The organism is Pseudomonas sp. NBRC 100443 (assembly GCF_030268185.1).
Taxonomy (GTDB): Bacteria; Pseudomonadota; Gammaproteobacteria; order Pseudomonadales; family Pseudomonadaceae; genus Pseudomonas; species Pseudomonas citronellolis.
In genome coordinates, this window is record NZ_BSQE01000006.1 from 97,216 (window position 1) to 113,161 (window position 15,946).

The window sequence follows — 15,946 nt, forward strand, 5'->3', positions numbered from 1 at the left end:
GAGGGGACTCCGGCTCAGAAGGACATGCCGACGCTGAAGGCGACGAAGTCGCGATCGACGTTGGTGTTGTAGCGGCCATCGAAGAAATCGGTGACCGACAGGCTGGCGCTGTAGGTGTTGCGGTAGTCGGCGTCGATGCCGAGGCTGACGGCCTTGCTGCCTTCGTTGAAGCCCGGCTCCGGCGCGTAGCCTTCGACGTCGTGGGACCAGGCGATGTTGGGCTTGAGCGTCACCGACGGGATCAGGTTGCTGTACTCCCAGATGGCGCGCATGCGATAGCCCCAGGAGAAGTCGGTGGTGAAGCCGTGGCTGTTGCAGTTGCGCGCGGTCGCCGGGCTGTTGGAGGCCTGGCACAGGCTGTTGTCGGGGTACAGCGCGCCCTGGCCGAACACCGGGTCGCGGCCGTAGCGCAGGCCGCCCTTGCCTTCGAGGTTGCCGACGTGGACCGCGCCGACCTCGCCGATCAGCGTCACCCGGTCGGCGCCCATCACCTGGTCGAAGAACTGCACGGCGGTGACTTGCGCCTGGGTCACCGGCTTGCGCTGGTAGCCCTGGATCAGTGCATCGTCGGCCACCGGATAGGCGCCCGAGGACAGCAGCGGGGAGAGGGCGGGAATGCCGCTGGAGGCCGACACCTGGTCCACCGCGTTGAGCTGCAGCGGCATGTTCGGCCGGTAGCTGATCTCGCCGGACAGCGCCGTGCCGGTGGGCAGGGTGGTGGCGAAGCTCAGGCCGTAGAGGCGGATGTCCTCGGGGTAGGTGACCTGGTACCTGGAGGTGCCCAGGCGGTAGGCCACCGCCAGGTCGTTCAGCGCAGGTCCCAGGGCGCCGGCGCAGGCGCCGGGGTCGCCGATACCGAGGTTGCCGCATAGCTGCGGGACGAAGTTGAGGTTGTCGGCGTTGGGGCTGGAGTAGGAATTAACGTAGGGCTGGCGGCTGTGGTAGTTGATGAAGTAGGCGCCGAACTCGGTGTCCAGGCTCGGCACCATCCAGCGCAGCGCCACGCCGAACTGGCCGCTGTCGCGCGCGTCGTCGTCGCCCAGGCGCGGCACCACGATGCCCTGGCGGCTGAGGTTGATGCCGAAGGGGGTGAGCGCCGCCATGGCCGCCGGGTTGCCGGTCAGGTTCGGGCCCACCGGCACGCCGTTGCAGCCGTCGGGGACGAAGTCGTTCTGCGAGAAGAAGGTGCCGCAGTTGTCGATCACCGTCTGCTGCCAGCCGAGCTGGTAGAAGCCCTCGGCGGAGAGGTTGTCGGTGATGGCCTGGGACAGGTAGAACATGTTCACCGGGATCAGGCCTTCCTTGATCTCGGCGCCGGGGCGGCGGAACGCCGAGACGTCCACCGGGTTGATGCTGTTGATGCCGCCCTGGATGAAGGTGCTTTCGCCCCAGCTGACCACCTGCCGGCCCAGGCGCACGGTGCCGGGCAGGTCGGCGATCATGTAGTTGTGGTAGAGGAAGGCATCGAGCAGTTGCCCGCCGGAGGACTTGGCGCCTTCCTCGCGGCCGTGGTCGTCGATGTCCCGGACGAGGCGGTGCTCGTCCTTGAGCTCGAAGTCGTACCAGTACTTGCCGCGGACGAACACGCCGCTGTCGCCGTATTTCAGTTCCAGTTCGTGCAGGCCCTTGAAGATCTTCGAGAAGGTCTCGCCCTTCTTGAAGTTCAGGCGGCCGTCGTCGGTGCCGGTGGCGAGGCCCTTGCCGCCGTTGTTCTCGCCGACCAGCCTGGAGTCGGCGCCGCGCAGGGCCCAGCTGGCGCCCAGGCTGAAGGTGCTGTCGAACTGGCCTTCGATCTCGCCGGCATTGAAGGTCACGCCGTAGGCCGGAACGGCCAGGCTGCCGGCCAGGCCGAGCGCCAGGGGCACGCAGGCGCGGTGCCGGAACATGGGTTTGTGGTTCATGACTCATACCTTTTTGTTGTTGTGTGGCATGCAGTGCACTTTTTTCGGGGCAGACAGGTCCCCTGCGAGGAACGCGGCGTTCTTCGCGGCGGCGACGTGAAAGGTTCCCTTGCTCGAGAAAATCCGGAAGCGGCAGGCACTGGGCTCATCCAGGGCAATGGCTGTACCAGGCGCGCTGCGCGGCGCCATGCATAGCCTCTGCCGGAGAGGGCTTCCTATTGATTCTTATTGTGTTTTTCCGTGGTCTGGGCCCTCGCTCGGTCGGTTGCGGTCAAACTTCGCTGGCGCCTTGCTGGCGACTTGCATCAACTCCCCGGCTTTCCCGCCGGGGCGGTTGGCGAAAATTCGTCAGTGCGCAAGCAAGGCGCGGTCGTTCATGGCAGGCATTCGACCTGGAAGGCGTAGCGCCCCAGCGCCGCGGCCAGGTCGTGGCGGTCCGGGCCCTGGAGCCGGGCGAGGGTGCCGCGGCGGCCGTCCTGGATGACTTCCACTTCAACCGCGTAGCCGGCCTGGGCGGCCTCCTGGCGCACCACGCGCTCGATCTCGCGGCGTTGCAGGGCGGGCTTGAACAGCTTGCCCACCGGCGTCACCGGCAGGCTGGCGAGAATCTCGATGCGCTTGGGCACCGCGGCGCGTTCGCTGACGTGGCGGGCGGCGAAGGCCAGCAGCTCCTCGCTGTCGGCCCGGGCGCCCTGCACCAGTTGCACGTAGGCCACCGGCACCTCGCCGGCATAGGCGTCCGGGCTGCCCACCGCGGCCGCCAGGGCCACCGCCGGGTGCCCCTGCAGGGCCTCCTCGATCTGCTTGGGATCGATGTTGTGGCCGCCGCGGATGATCAGTTCCTTCTTGCGCCCGGTGAGCCAGAAGTAGCCCTCGGCATCCAGGCGCCCGAGATCGCCGCTGTTCAGCCAGCGCTGGCCGTCGATGTCCAGCCACACGCCACGGTTGTGCGCCTCGTCCAGGTAGCCGGCGAACAGGTTGGGCCCGCGCAGGACGATGGCGCCCACTTCATCCACCTCGGCGTCGCGCAGGTAGCGGCCGTCGTCGTCGAGGACCACCGCGCGCATCGGCTGGTAGGGCAGGCGCAGGCCGATGGAGCCGATGCGCCGCTCGCCGTCGGGCAGGTTGCAGGACGACACGCAGGTGCCCTCGGTCAGCCCGTAGCCTTCGAGGATGCGCACGCCGCTGACGCGCTCGAACTCGCGGAACAGCTCCACCGGCATGGGCGCGGCGCCGCACAGCGCGTAGTCCAGGCTGGAGATGTCGGCATCGCCCACCGGCTGCTGCAGCAGCGTGGCGTAGACGGTGGGCACGCCGGAGAAGAAGGTGATCCGGTAGTGCTCGACGATCCGCCAGAAGCGCGCGAGCAACCCGGCGCTGCGGTAGCCCTGGGGCGTGCCGAGGATGACGTGGCCGCCCTGCAGCCAGGGGCGCAGCCCGGTCACCAGTTGGGCGTTCACGTGGAACAGCGGCAGGCCGCAGAAGTAGCGCTCGTTGGCTGGGTCGCCGGCCAGCACGGCGCCCAGCGCCCAGGCGTCGAAGACCTCGGCGCCGTGGGTGCGCACGGCGATCTTCGGCAGGCCGGTGGTGCCGCCTGTACAGAAGTACGAGGACGGGTCTGTGGCCTGGATGACGCGGCCGCTGGCCAGGCGGTCGGCCGGCTGTTCCGCCAGCAGGCCATGCAGGTCGTGGACGTTGCGGCCCTGGCGTTGCCGCTCGACATGCTCGCGCAAGGCCTGGGCGCGCTCGGCGTCGAGGTAGGGCGCGGTGCTCACCCAGACCACTTCGCGCAGCGCCGGCAACTGGTCCAGGTGCGGGGCGAGGCGCTCCCAGGTGTCCTGCCCCGGCGTCGGTTCCAGGGTCACCAGCACCTTGGCGTTGGCCGCGCGCAGCAGGTCGGCCATCTGCGCGCCATCCAGCAGCGGGTTGATCGGCATGACGATGCCCGCCGCCTCGCCGCCCCAGGTGCAGAAATGGGTTTCCGGCAGGTTCGGCAGCACCAGTGCCACCACGTCGGCCGGGCCGACGCCCAGCGCATGTAGGGCATTGGCCGTGCGGGTGATGCGGGCGAACAGTTCGGCATGGCTCCAGTGCCAGGCCTGCTGGTAATGTTCGGCATCGAAGAAGAAGCTCAGCGCCGGGGCCTCCGGGCTGCGTTGCGCGCTGCGCTGCAGGGCCGCGTAGGTGTTCTGCGGCAGGTCGTGGGCGGCGAGCGGGGTGCGTTCCAGGTGTTCGATGTCGGCCAGGTTGCGCAGGATCATGCGGCGTACCCTCCGGCGGCGACGTGGCTGCCGGCAGATGCCGGCAGGCGGGAGCGAAGGGCACTGGGGCTGCACGCAAAGGCAATGCGTTGTTGGATGGGCATCGGGGCCGGCTCCATTGTTATTGTTTGGAAGCGTTAATTGAAGGTATTTCAGAAATGAAAGATTTTCAATACCTGGCCTGTCCGCTATTCTTCGTGGCAAGCAAACGGAGCATCTATGGCCATAGGCAAACGAGACAGGACACGCAGCAAACTGCTGATCGCGGCCCAGGAACTGGCCCTCGAAGGCGGGGCGGGCGCCCTGACGGTCTACAACCTGACCGAGCGGGCCGAGATGGCCCCCGGCACCTTCTACAACTACTACCGGACCCGCGAGGACGTGCTGGACGACGTCTTCGAATTGCTGGTCATGGCCGCCCGCCAGGCCGTCGTCGAGGTCACCGAGGGGATGACGGACCTGCGCGCCATAGTCGCCACCTCCGTGCGCCAGACCTTGCGCATGGCCGCGCCGGGGCACGCCGTCGGCCATCTGCTGTTCGACGCCAACCTACCCACCCAGCACTTCATCCTGGGCGTGCGGCAGTTCTTCCGGCGCGACCTGGAGAACGGCATGGACAACGGCGCCTTTCACGTCAGCAACGAGTCCGCGGTGATCGCGATGGTTTCCGGCAGTTCCTACGGCGTGATGCAGGAGATCTACCAGGGCCGGCTGCCCATGGAGATGATCGAGGATGTCGCCGAGCTGACCCTCGGCCTGCTGGGCGTGGAAGCCTCCGTTGCCGCGGCCCAGGCCCGTCTGCCCATCGATTTCAGGGCGCCGCCGAAGCTGCCGCTGATCGCCACCGAACTGCTCCCGCCGCTGGGCGCCGCGGCGCGCTAGCGGCGGCGGGGCTGCTTCCGTCGTATTGCCCGCAGGCCCGCGGGCATCGAGAATGCAGCCTTCCGAGCCAGAGGTGAGCGGCCATGATCCTGCGCGGTATGGCACAGATGCATATCGACGACCTGCCCCCCGGGTTCCAGTCGCTGGTCCGCGGGCTGGCGGATGGGGAGCCGTTGGGATTCGTCTGGGTGGTGTTCTACCAGGGGCGTATTTTCGGGGCCTATCCCTGCTCGGACCAGGCGTTGCGCAAGGTGACCGAGATCGAGCATTGCATCAGTGAGGACGAGGTGCCGAGCGCGCAGGGGTGAGGGCTGGTTTTCGACATTCGCCTGATCGCGGATGAATCCGCTCCTACGTCTCCAGGGAAGCACGGCTTTTCGCAGGATGGCGTTGAGCGAAGCGATACCCATCGCCACGGCAGCATGGGTATCGCAAGCTCAACCCATCCTACAATTCCAGGCCACGCCGGACGCCCCGGCGGCGCATAACCGCGAACGGTTATGCGCCCTACGCGTTCAGGGTGTCAGGCCACCGGGATAAGCGGATCGGCCGCCGCCAGGGCGATGCTGCGGTCGGCTGCCGGCGGGTAGATCCACAGGGTGTTGATCTGCGTCTTCAGCTCCTTGGCCTGCTCGCCCAGCAGCTTGACCTGGCGGTCCCAGCCCTCGGTGTACACCGCGCCCCAGGCGCCCAGGTCCAGGCAGGTCACGTACTTGGGCTGGCGGTAGGGGGTGGGCGGCACGCCCAGCAGGTCGGCGGCGGCGTTGTTGCCGGCGTGGCGGCCCAGGGAGATGGCGTGCTGGCAGGACATCACCGCGTGGTTGCCGAGGTCGTCGGTGGCGGCGTAGGCGACGTCGCCGGCGGCGAACACCTTGGCCTGGCCGCGCACCTTGAGGTTGCCGTCCACGTGCAGGCGGCCCAGGGCGTCGCGTTCGCCGCTCAGTTGCCCGGTCAGCGGGCTGGCGCGCAGGCCGCCGGTCCAGATGACCGTGTGGCTGTCGATGCGACGGCCGTCGGCCAGGCTCACGCCGTCGGCGTCCACCGCAGCGACGCTGGCATCGGGCACCCATTCGATGCCCAGCTTTGTGGAGGCTTCGATGATCGACGGGCGGATGCCTTCGCCCAGGGCGGCGGCCACCTGCGCGCCGCGGTCGACGACTATCACGCGGATGTCCTGCTCCGCGCCCAGCGCTTCGCGCAGGCGCGCCGGCATTTCGGTGGCGGTCTCGATGCCGGTGAAGCCGCCGCCGACCACCACCACGGTGTTGCGCGCCGGGCTGGCGGGGCGGTTGCGCAGGGCCTTGAGGTGCGCTTCCAGGCGCGCCGCGGACTCGATCTGGTCGACGTCGAAGGCGTGGCTGTCCAGGCCCGGCACCGGCGGCCGGGCGAGCTGGCTGCCGGTGGCCAGCACCAGGCGGTCGTAGCCCAGCTCGCCCTGGCGGCCGGCGGCGTCGCGGTAGCCGACGCTCTGCGCCTGCTCGTCGATGCGCTCGGCGCTGCCCTGGACGAAGCGGATGCCCACGGTGTCGAACAGCGCGTCCAGCGGGGCGAACATGCGGCCCACGTCGGGTTCGTAGAAGCGCGGGCGGATGCGCAGCTCCGCCTGGGGCGCGAGGAGGCTGATCTGCACGTCGTGACGCTCGTGTCGGTCCAGCAGGCGTGCCGCGCTCAAGGCGCTCCAGAGCCCACCGAAGCCTGCGCCCACCACCAGAATCTGCTGTTTCATGATTTGCTCCCGAATATACGTAGTGATGAATGACCTTGAAGTTTCGGCTCCAAGCCCGGCGTGACTGTCGAGTCGTCCGCTGTGGAATTCATGCTATTCGGGGAAGTTGCGCCGCACACTTCTACATGGGGTTCGCGGAATAGTGCGTTGGTCTGGCGGATATATACCCAGGTATCGACAGGACTTGCCGGGGAAGTTTCAGCGCGGCTGGCGCAGGGCGGTTTCGATGCACGCGAGCAGGCGCTCGGCGTCGAACGGCTTGGGCAGGCAGGCGAGCGGGGCGGGGACCGCCTCGGGGTAGGCGGTGATGAAGATGACGGGAATGCGCAGGCCCATGGCGATGAGCCTTGCGTGCAGCTGCAGGCCGCTCATGCCGGGCATCTGCACGTCGGACACCAGGCACTGCGCCTCGCCGGGCTCTCCGGCGGCGAGGAAGTCCAGGGCGCTGGAATGACTGCGCACGCGATAGCCGCTGGCGCGCAGCAGGCTCTCCAGCGCCGCGCGCACGGAGTCATCGTCGTCGACCACGGCAATCACGGCCGTATGGCGACTCGGGGGTTCTTGGGCCATCTGGAATTGCTCGTGGCGGTATCTGTCGAGACTTCAAGATACGCCAGCGAACAAGGCGAAGAAGTATACCTGGGTATAGTCCGGCGAGACCTGGGTATGGGTTCTTGCAAACTTCCGTCGAGGCACTTTCCGCAACTTGGCAACTTGCCTTGATCGATGAAGGGCAAGTTCATGGATACGAATACGAGGGCAGCACTCAGGCCTCACGGGTAAAGCGGCTGCGATAGTCGCGCGGGGCGATCGACAGGTGGCGCTGGAAGGTGACGCGCATCCGCTCCTCGTTGCCGAAGCCGCATTGCCGGGCGATCTGCTCGATGCTCTGCGTCGAGTGCTCCAGCAGGCGCCGGGCGGCCTCCAGGCGGAACAGCTCGATGGCCCGGGCCGGGGTGCGGCCGGTGCGCTGCTTGTAGACCCGCGAGAAATTGCGCGGGCTCATCCGCACGCGCTCGGCCAGTTGCTCCACCGTGAGGCTGCGCTCGCCCAGGTGCTCGGCCAGCCACAGGTGCAACTCGTCGAACAGCGGGCTGTCCGCGGCCTGGGACTGCAGCAGGGTGCTGTACTGCGCCTGGCCGCCGGGGCGCTTGAGGTACACCACCAGTTCGCGGGCCACGGCCATGGCCACCTCGCGGCCGCAGTCGGCTTCCACCAGCGCCAGGGCCAGGTCGATGCCGGCGCTCACGCCCGCCGAGGTCCAGGTTTCGCCCTGCTGGATGAAGATCGCGTCGGCGTCCACTTCCACCTCCGGGAAGCGCTGGCGCAGGGCGTCGCACAGGGCCCAGTGGGTGGCGGCGCGGCGGCCGTCGAGCAGGCCGGCGCGGGCCAGCAGGAAGGCGCCGCTGCACACCGAGGCGACGCGCCGGATGCGCGGCGCGGCGGCGCTGATCCAGGCTGCCAGCTCGGCGTGGCTGTCCAGCGTGTGGCAGATGTCCGGGGCGCCGGGCACCACCAGGGTGTCGGCCGCCACGGCGTGCGGCGGCGGCAGGCGCGTGCTGTCCACCGCCAGGCCTTCCACGGTGCGCACCAGGCCGCCGGCCAGGCTCGCGGTGTGCAGGCGGTAGCCGGGCAGGCCGCGTTCGGCCAGTGCCTTGGAGGCGGCCCAGAACACCGTCTGGGCGCCGCTGAGGTCGAGCAGGCCCATGTCCGGGTAGGCCACGAACAGCACCTCGCGCGGGCCGTTGCCGGGCAACGCATTCTGGGGGTTGTCGCTTGGGGGGACGCTCATTGCCAACACTGCCATGCCGATTCCAACCAGCAGCGAGATACCGCCTGCGGCGGCGCTTGGCAAGCCCGGCGCCGGCGCTGGCCGATAACCTGGGATTTCTGTCCTGGCGAGCGGGCGCGGCGGCGCGCTAACTTCGTCCGGATGCCGGGCGTCCCGCCGCGTTGTCGGAGGCGCCGTGGTGGACTAGTTTTTTCAGTCGTATGCCAGGCGCGGCGTCGGTCGCAGGAGAGCAAGCCGGATGAATTCGTGGTCGCAATCGGGGGCGCAGCAGGGTAGCGCCAAGCCCAGGGAGCCGGTGGTCTACGTGGTCGACGACGACGAGTCGATGCGCCTGGCGCTGTCCGGGCTGCTGCGCTCCATCGGCCTGCGCGTGGAGACCTTCGAGTCCCCCGCGGACTTCCTCGCCTTCCCCCGCGACGACGCCCCCAGCTGCCTGGTGCTCGACGTGCGCCTGCGCGGCGAAAGCGGCCTGGCCTTCCAGGAACAGGTGGAGAAGCACGGCCTGCGCATGCCCATCGTGTTCATGACCGGCCACGGCGACATCGCCATGACCGTCAAGGCCATGAAGGCCGGCGCGGTCGACTTCCTCGCCAAGCCGTTCCGCGACCAGGACATGCTTGACGCCGTGGCCAACGCCCTGGCCAAGGACGCCGAACGGCTCGCCGCCGAGCGCTCCAGCGCCGGGCTGCGCGAGGCCTACGCCGCGCTCACCCCCCGCGAGCGGGAGGTGATGGGCTACGTGGTGGCCGGCCTGATGAACAAGCAGATCGCCGCCGAGCTGAACCTCAGCGAGGTGACGGTGAAGGTCCACCGCGGGCAGCTGATGCGCAAGCTGGCAGCGCGCTCGGTGGCGGACCTGGTGCGCAAGTCCGAGGCCCTGGGCATCGCGCCGCAGACGCGCCGGGCCCCCTGAGCGGGCGCGGCGTGGAGCGCGGATGAGCGATAGACGACAGGTTCTCTGGGACGACGGCGAGCGGGTGTTCAGCCGTGGCCGGCATCCGCGCCAGGAGGGGCTCGGTGTGCTGCTCGCGCGCCCGGCCGGCGAGCCGCCGCAGCCCGCCAGCGTCGAGCGCCTGGCCCACGAGTTCGGCCTGAAGGACGAACTGGACGGCGCCTGGGCGGTGCGCCCGCTGGAGCTGCTGCGCGAGGGCGGGCGCAGCCTGCTGGTGCTGGAGGACCCCGGCGGCGAGCCGCTGTCCGCGCAACTGGGCGCGCCCATGGAGACCGGCCGCTTCCTGCAGCTGGCCGTGGGCATCAGCGCGGCCCTGGGCCACCTGCACCAGCGCGGCCTGGTGCACAAGGACCTGAAGCCGCCGCACATCCTGGTCGACTGCGCCGACGGCCGCGTGCGCCTCACAGGTTTCGGCCTGGCCTCGTGGCTGCCGCGCGAACGCCAGGCGCCGGAGCCGCCGGAAACCATCGCCGGCACCCTGGCCTACATGGCGCCCGAGCAGACCGGGCGGATGAACCGCTCGATCGACTCGCGCAGCGACCTCTACGCCCTGGGCATCACCCTCTACCAGATGCTCACCGGCGACCTGCCGTTCGCCGCCAGCGAGGCCATGGAGTGGGTGCACTGCCACATCGCGCGCCAGGCGGTGCCGCCCACGGCGCGGGTGGCGAGCATCCCCGCGCCGCTGTCGCAGCTGGTCATGAAGCTGCTGGCCAAGACCGCCGAGGAGCGCTACCAGAGCGCCGCCGGGCTGGAGCACGACCTGCGCCGCTGCCTGACGAGCTGGCAGCGCAACGGGCGCATCGACGACTTCCCGCTGGACGGGCACAGCGTGCCGGAGCGCCTGCTGATCCCCGAGAAGCTCTACGGCCGCGAACGCGAGGTCGGCACCCTGGTGGCCGCCTTCGAACGCATAGTCGCGGGCGATGCGCCGGGGCTGGTGCTGGTGTCCGGCTACTCCGGCATCGGCAAGTCCTCGGTGGTCAACGAGCTGCACAAGCTGCTGGTGCCGCCGCGCGGGCTGTTCGCCTCCGGCAAGTTCGACCAGTACAAGCGCAACATCCCGTACTCCACCCTGGTGCAGGCCTTCCAGGGCCTGGTGCGCATGCTCCTGGGCAAGAACGACCGCGAGCTGGCGCGCTGGCGCCAGGCCCTGCTGCAGGCGCTGGGCGCCAATGCGCGGGTGATGACCGAGCTGATCCCGGAGCTGAAGCTGATCATCGGCGAGCCGCCGCCGCTGCCGGCGCTGGAACCGCAGCAGGCGCAGCGCCGCTTCCTGCTGGTGCTCAAGCGCTTCATCGGCGTGTTCGCCCGGCCGGAACACCCGCTGGCGCTGTTCCTCGACGACCTGCAATGGCTGGATGCGGCCACCCTCGACCTGCTGGAAGACCTGCTGACCAGCGACGACCTGCGCCACCTGATGCTGCTCGGCGCCTACCGCAGCAACGAGGTGGACGACGCCCACCCCCTGCGCACCACGCTGCGCAAGGTCGGCAAGGCGCAGGTGCGCATCGACGAGATCCGCCTGGCGCCGCTGGGCCGCGGCCACGTCGAACAGCTGATCGCCGAGGCCCTGCACGGCGCGCCGGCGCACATCCGCCCGCTGGCGCAGCTGGTGCACGACAAGACCGCCGGCAACCCGTTCTTCGTCATCCAGTTCCTCCAGGCCCTGGCCGAGGAGGGCCTGCTGGCCTTCGAGGCGCAGGCGCGGCAGTGGCGCTGGGACCTCGGGCGCATCCAGGCGATGGGCTACACCGACAACGTCGTCGACCTGATGCTCGACAAGCTGGCGCGCCTGCCGGCGCAGACCCAGGAGGTGCTGCAGCAGCTGGCCTGCCTGGGCAACCGCGCCGAGGCCGCGACCCTGGGCAGCGTGCTGGCGCTATCGCGCAGCCAGTTGCAGCGGGCCCTGTGGGACGCCATCCGCCAGGAACTGGTGGAGCGCGGGGAGGGCGCCTACGCCTTCGCCCACGACCGTATCCACGAAGCGGCCTACCTGTTGATCCCCCAGGCCGAGCGCGCCGCGGCGCACCTGCGGATCGGCCGCCTGCTGGCCGAGCAGACGCCGCCGCAGGCGCGCGAAGAGGCGATCTTCGAGATCGTCGGCCAGCTCAACCGCGGCGCCGCGCTGATCGCCGAGCCGGCCGAGCGCGAGCGCCTGGCCGGGTTCAACCTGCTCGCCGGGCAGCGGGCCAAGGCCTCGACCGCCTATGCCTCGGCGCTGGCCTATTTCGCCCGCGGCGTGGAGCTGCTGGACGAGGCGAGCTGGCAGGGCCGCCACGAACTGCTGTTCGCCCTGGAGTCCGGCCGCGCCGAATGCGAGTTCGCCACCGGCCAGGTGGCCCAGGCCGAGCAGCGCCTGCGGATGCTCTCCGGGCGCGCCGCGACGACCGTGCAGCGCGCCTGGGTGGCCTGCCTGCAGGTGGACGTCTACCTGATCCTCGACCGCCGCGACGATGCCGTGGCGGTCTGCCTGGACTTCCTCCGCCACGTGGGCATCGACTGGCCGGCCCACCCGGACGACGCCACGGTGCAGGCCGAGTACGAGCGCATCCGCGCCCAGCTCGGCACGCGGCCCATCGACACGCTCATCGACCTGCCGCCGATGCGCGAGCCGCTCGCCCTGGCCACCATCGAGGCGCTGACCACGCTGTTCTCGCCGGCCCTGCACACCGACGGCAACCTGGCCTGCCTGACCATCTGCAAGGCCATCAACCTGAGCCTGGAACACGGCAACGGCGACGCCTCCTGCGTGGCCTACGCCAACATCCCGCGGGTCGCCGGGCGGCGCTTCGGCGACTACCAGGCCGGCTTCCAGTTCGGCCGGCTCGGCTGCGAACTCGTCGAACGCCGCCGCCTGGAACGCTACGAGGCGCGCACCTACCTGTCGTTCTCGCTGTTCGCCCAGCGCTGGGTGCAGCCGGTGCGCGCCTGCGAGGAGCAGCTGCGCCGCGTGTTCGACAGCGCCAACCGCACCGGCGACCTGCCGTTCGGCGCCTTTGCCTGCAACAGCCTGGTGTCCAACCTGCTGTTCAGCGGCGAGCCGCTGCCCGAACTGCAGGCCGAGGCGGAACGCGGCCTGGCCTACGCCGGCAAGGTCGGCTTCGGCCTGGTGATCGACTTCCTCGACAACCAGCTCGCGCTGATCCGTACCCTGCGCGGCCTGGCCCCGCGCTTCGGCCACCTCGACCAGGGCGGCTTCCGCGAGGCGGATACCGAGGCGCGCCTGGCCGGCGCCTCGCGGGTGTACAGCTGCTGGTACTGGATCCGCAAGCTGCAGGCGCGCTACTTCGCCGGCGAGTACGCGGCGGCGCTGGAGGCCTCGGCCCAGGCGCAGCCGTTGCTGTGGACTTCCCACGCGTTCATCGAGGAGGGCGAGTACTGCTTCTTCGATGCGCTCGCCCATGCCGCGCTGTGCGATGCCGCCTCGCCGGACGATAGCCGCCTGGACGCAATAGCCGCGCACCGGGACGAACTGCGGGTATGGGCCGACCTCTGCCCGGCTAACTTCAGCTGCCACGTCCTGCTGCTGGAGGCCGAACTCGCCCGCCTGCAGGGCCGCGTGGCCGACGCCGAGCTGCATTACGAGCAGGCCATCCGCGCCGCCCAGGACGACGGCTTCCTCCAGGTGGAGGCGCTGGCCAACGAACTGGCGGCCGCCTGCTACGCCGCGCGCGGGCTCGACAGGGTGGCCCGCGTCTACCTGCAGGGCGCGTATGCCTGCTACCGGCGCTGGGGCGCCGAGGGCAAGCTGCGGCAGCTGGAGGCGCGGCATCCCTTCCTCGGCGAGCAGGCGCCGGCGCCGGGCCCCACCGCCACCATGGCCGCCCCGGTGGAGCAGCTGGACCTGGCCACCGTGCTCAAGGTGCTGCAGACCACCTCCGGCGAAATCGTGCTGGAGCGGCTGGTGGACAGCGTCATGCGCACCGCCCTCGAACAGGCCGGCGCCGAGCGCGGCGTGCTGGTGCTCCAGGGCGCCGAGGGGCCGCGCATCGTGGCGCAGGTGACGGTCGACGACGACGCGCCGCGCCTGCAACTGCGCGACGAGCCGCTGAGCGAGGCGCTGCTGCCGGAGGCGCTGCTCTACCAGGTGCTGCGCACCGGCGAGAGCCTGGCGCTGGACGACGCCCTGGCCGAGGCGGCATACGCCAGCTCGCCCTACGTGCGCAACCGCCAGGCGCGCTCCATCCTCTGCCTGCCGCTGATGAACCAGGGGCAGCTCAGCGGCGCCCTGTACCTGGAGAACAACCTGACAGCCCGCGCCTTCAGCCCGGCGCGCACCGCCGTGCTCAAGCTGGTGGCCTCGCAGGCTGCCGCCTCGCTGGAGAACGCCCGGCTGTACCGCGACCTCGCCGAACGCGAGCGACGCTACCGCGAGGTGCAGGGCGAACTGGCCCACGCCAACCGCGTGGCGACCATGGGCCAGCTCACCGCGTCCATCGCCCACGAGGTCAACCAGCCGATTGCCGCGACCATCACCAACGCCTACGCGGCGCAGCGCTGGCTGGGCGCGCAGCCGCCGGACCTGGGCGAGGTGGGGCAGGGGCTCGAACGCATCGTCAAGGACGCCAACCGCGCCGCGGACGTGCTCAAGCGCATCCGCGGGCTGCTGCGCAAGGCGCCGTCGCAGAAGAGCGCGCTGGACATCAACGAGGCGATCCTGGAAATGGTCGAGTTCACCCGCGGCCAGGCCGCCAAGGGCGGCGCCACGGTGCGTACGCGGCTGGCCGAGGGCCTGCCGCCGGTGGAGGGCGACCGGGTGGAACTGCAGCAGGTGCTGCTCAACCTGATCATCAACGCCATCGAGGCCATGGGCGAGGTCGACGACGGCGTGCGCCGGCTGGACATCGAGACGGCGCCGGACGGCGCAGGCGGCGTGCGGGTGAGCGTCAGCGACACCGGGCCGGGCTTCGCCGCCCAGGACGCCGGGCAGGTCTTCGCGCCTTTCTACACCACCAAGCCCAGCGGCCTGGGCATGGGCCTGTCGATCTGCCGCTCGATCATCGAGGCTCATGGCGGGCAGCTGCAGGCCCTGGCCAACCCGCCGCGTGGCGCGTTGGTCCGCTTCGACCTGCGGGGCTGCCCGGGCCAGGCCCTAGAGCTGCGATAGGCCGCCGTCCACGCACAGGTCGACGCCGGTGACGAAGCTGCTGTCGTCCGAGGCGAGGAACAGCGCGGCGTTCGCCAGCTCCTCGGGGCGGCCGAGCCGGCCCAGGGGAATCAGGCCCGTCACCTGCCTTTCGAAGGCGGCGAACTGCTCGTCGCCGATGCCCATCTTGCCGATGATCGGCGTCAGCACCGGGCCCGGGCTCAGGCAATTGACGCGGATGTTGCGCAGCCTGAGCTCCCCCGCCCAGCTGCGCGCGAAGGAGCGGACGGCGGCCTTGGTGGCGGCGTACACCACATGGGCGTCCAGGGCCTTGAGGTGGGCGATGGACGACACCAGCACGATGGAGCTGCCGTCGCGCAGCAGCGGCAGGGCCTTCTGGATGCTGTAGAAGACGCCTTTGACGTTGATGTCGAACTGCTCGTCGAACTGCGCCTCGTCCACCTGTTCGCCCGCGGCGGGGCGGATGATGCCGGCATTGGCGACCAGCACGTCGAGCCGCCCGTACAGCTGGCCGATACGCTGGTACAGCGCGTCGATATCGGCCAGCCGGCTGGCGTCGGCGCAGATGCCCAGGGCGTTGCCGCCGATCTGCCCGACGGCCTCGTCCAGCACCTGGCGGCGTCGCCCGGTGATCACCACCGTCGCGCCCTCCCGGGCGAACCGCTGCGCGGTGGCCAGGCCGATGCCGCTGTTGCCGCCCGTCACGAGCGCGATCTTGTCATTCAGCTTTCCCATCGTTCCTCCAACGTCGTTGCCGAGTGAGTTTGCGTGGGGGATTGCCATGCAGGATCGGCCGGCAGCGGCAGGTAGCGCCCGATCTTCTCCGCCAGCTTCGCGCGGCGATCGGCGAGCCGGGCCTGGAGCGCGTCCAGCGCCTGGAGCTTCTCCAGGTGCCGCTGCAGGCAGGCGAGGAAGCCTTCGCTGTCTTCCTCCTCCTCCAGGTAGTGCAACAGGCCGTGGATCTGCCGGGTGCTGAAGCCGCACTCGATCAGTTCGCGTATCCAGCGCACGCGCTGCACCATGGCCGGGGCGTAGTCGCGATAACCGTTTTCCAGCCGCGACGACGCGATCAGCGCCCGGGCTTCGTAATGACGAAGCGCGCGGGTGCTCGCGCCGGTACGCAGTGCCAGTTCGCCAATCTGCATGTTCACCTCCACCGGCGGAACTCTAGGGGCTTGACGCTAGTGTCAAGGTCAAGCGCCCGGGCTTGCCCGGCGCGTGACTTCGGACGGCGATTATAGGAACGCGGCCCGGAGGCCAGAAATGCACATGGGTATAGGCCCGGCATACCTGGGTATGACGGCCGGCGGGGCGCGCAGGCC

12 protein-coding genes are annotated in these 15,946 nt (G+C 69.9%); 4 read left to right on the plus strand and 8 right to left on the minus strand.

All coding sequences use genetic code 11. The features are described from left to right. Positions 1-14: 14 nt before the first annotated feature. From QSJ95_RS09790 to QSJ95_RS09800, 3 genes are all read right to left on the minus strand, one after another. Positions 15-1,901 carry a DUF1302 domain-containing protein gene (locus QSJ95_RS09790; protein WP_285642012.1) on the minus strand — a complete coding sequence of 629 codons (1,887 nt, stop codon included), beginning with the start codon at positions 1,899-1,901 and terminating at the stop codon, positions 15-17. Positions 1,902-1,904: 3 nt separating this feature from the next. Beyond that, complete coding sequence (locus tag QSJ95_RS09795; RefSeq protein ID WP_134163419.1) at positions 1,905-2,090, minus strand: hypothetical protein; 186 nt, start codon at positions 2,088-2,090, stop codon at positions 1,905-1,907. Between the two features lie 185 nt (positions 2,091-2,275). After that, positions 2,276-4,162: an acyl-CoA synthetase gene (locus QSJ95_RS09800; RefSeq protein ID WP_285642014.1), complete on the minus strand. Its 1,887-nt coding sequence runs from the start codon at positions 4,160-4,162 to the stop codon at positions 2,276-2,278. Positions 4,163-4,381: 219 nt separating this feature from the next. On the opposite strand from QSJ95_RS09800, the gene QSJ95_RS09805 reads away from it, so the two are divergent. Then, entirely contained in the window at positions 4,382-5,044 is a 663-nt protein-coding gene (locus tag QSJ95_RS09805) for a TetR/AcrR family transcriptional regulator (protein ID WP_043271983.1), read from the plus strand. 83 nt (positions 5,045-5,127) lie between these two features. Next, positions 5,128-5,352, plus strand: a complete 225-nt coding sequence (locus QSJ95_RS09810) for a hypothetical protein (protein ID WP_285642016.1) — start codon at positions 5,128-5,130, stop codon at positions 5,350-5,352. Positions 5,353-5,567: 215 nt separating this feature from the next. Here the strand turns inward: QSJ95_RS09810 and QSJ95_RS09815 are convergent, their stop codons facing one another. The 3 genes from QSJ95_RS09815 to QSJ95_RS09825 form a co-directional block, all read right to left on the minus strand. Then, complete coding sequence (locus tag QSJ95_RS09815) at positions 5,568-6,770, minus strand: NAD(P)/FAD-dependent oxidoreductase (RefSeq protein ID WP_285642018.1); 1,203 nt, start codon at positions 6,768-6,770, stop codon at positions 5,568-5,570. Between the two features lie 198 nt (positions 6,771-6,968). Further along, positions 6,969-7,340, minus strand: coding sequence for a response regulator transcription factor (locus tag QSJ95_RS09820; protein WP_285642020.1), 372 nt, complete (start codon positions 7,338-7,340; stop codon positions 6,969-6,971). A 196-nt stretch (positions 7,341-7,536) separates the two neighbouring features. Then, positions 7,537-8,562 (minus strand): GlxA family transcriptional regulator, encoded by a 1,026-nt coding sequence (locus tag QSJ95_RS09825; protein ID WP_285642022.1) that lies wholly within the window; start codon positions 8,560-8,562, stop codon positions 7,537-7,539. Between the two features lie 238 nt (positions 8,563-8,800). On the opposite strand from QSJ95_RS09825, the gene QSJ95_RS09830 reads away from it, so the two are divergent. Then, positions 8,801-9,475 carry a response regulator transcription factor gene (locus QSJ95_RS09830; RefSeq protein ID WP_276215348.1) on the plus strand — a complete coding sequence of 225 codons (675 nt, stop codon included), beginning with the start codon at positions 8,801-8,803 and terminating at the stop codon, positions 9,473-9,475. 22 nt (positions 9,476-9,497) lie between these two features. Next, entirely contained in the window at positions 9,498-14,624 is a 5,127-nt protein-coding gene (locus QSJ95_RS09835) for a trifunctional serine/threonine-protein kinase/ATP-binding protein/sensor histidine kinase (RefSeq protein ID WP_285642027.1), read from the plus strand. Here QSJ95_RS09835 and QSJ95_RS09840 read toward each other — a convergent pair. Together QSJ95_RS09840 and QSJ95_RS09845 are read right to left on the minus strand one after the other, a co-directional pair. Continuing rightward, complete coding sequence (locus QSJ95_RS09840) at positions 14,610-15,359, minus strand: SDR family NAD(P)-dependent oxidoreductase (RefSeq protein ID WP_285642028.1); 750 nt, start codon at positions 15,357-15,359, stop codon at positions 14,610-14,612. The genes QSJ95_RS09835 and QSJ95_RS09840 overlap by 15 nt on opposite strands. Continuing rightward, on the minus strand, positions 15,347-15,769 hold the full coding sequence (locus QSJ95_RS09845; RefSeq protein WP_058491015.1) for a MerR family transcriptional regulator: 423 nt from the start codon (positions 15,767-15,769) through the stop codon (positions 15,347-15,349). Before QSJ95_RS09845 ends, QSJ95_RS09840 begins: the two co-directional genes overlap by 13 nt. Positions 15,770-15,946 lie beyond the last annotated feature (177 nt).

Excerpts from the sequence above, each read along its gene's own strand:
- QSJ95_RS09790 (WP_285642012.1), bottom strand. The coding sequence starts at position 1,901 with ATGAACCACAAACCCATGTTCCGGCACCGCGCCTGCGTGCCCCTGGCG.
- QSJ95_RS09795 (WP_134163419.1), bottom strand. The coding sequence starts at position 2,090 with ATGGCGCCGCGCAGCGCGCCTGGTACAGCCATTGCCCTGGATGAGCCC.
- QSJ95_RS09800 (WP_285642014.1), bottom strand. The coding sequence starts at position 4,162 with ATGATCCTGCGCAACCTGGCCGACATCGAACACCTGGAACGCACCCCG.
- QSJ95_RS09805 (WP_043271983.1), top strand. The coding sequence starts at position 4,382 with ATGGCCATAGGCAAACGAGACAGGACACGCAGCAAACTGCTGATCGCG.
- QSJ95_RS09810 (WP_285642016.1), top strand. The coding sequence starts at position 5,128 with ATGATCCTGCGCGGTATGGCACAGATGCATATCGACGACCTGCCCCCC.
- QSJ95_RS09815 (WP_285642018.1), bottom strand. The coding sequence starts at position 6,770 with ATGAAACAGCAGATTCTGGTGGTGGGCGCAGGCTTCGGTGGGCTCTGG.
- QSJ95_RS09820 (WP_285642020.1), bottom strand. The coding sequence starts at position 7,340 with ATGGCCCAAGAACCCCCGAGTCGCCATACGGCCGTGATTGCCGTGGTC.
- QSJ95_RS09825 (WP_285642022.1), bottom strand. The coding sequence starts at position 8,562 with ATGAGCGTCCCCCCAAGCGACAACCCCCAGAATGCGTTGCCCGGCAAC.
- QSJ95_RS09830 (WP_276215348.1), top strand. The coding sequence starts at position 8,801 with ATGAATTCGTGGTCGCAATCGGGGGCGCAGCAGGGTAGCGCCAAGCCC.
- QSJ95_RS09835 (WP_285642027.1), top strand. The coding sequence starts at position 9,498 with ATGAGCGATAGACGACAGGTTCTCTGGGACGACGGCGAGCGGGTGTTC.
- QSJ95_RS09840 (WP_285642028.1), bottom strand. The coding sequence starts at position 15,359 with ATGGGAAAGCTGAATGACAAGATCGCGCTCGTGACGGGCGGCAACAGC.
- QSJ95_RS09845 (WP_058491015.1), bottom strand. The coding sequence starts at position 15,769 with ATGCAGATTGGCGAACTGGCACTGCGTACCGGCGCGAGCACCCGCGCG.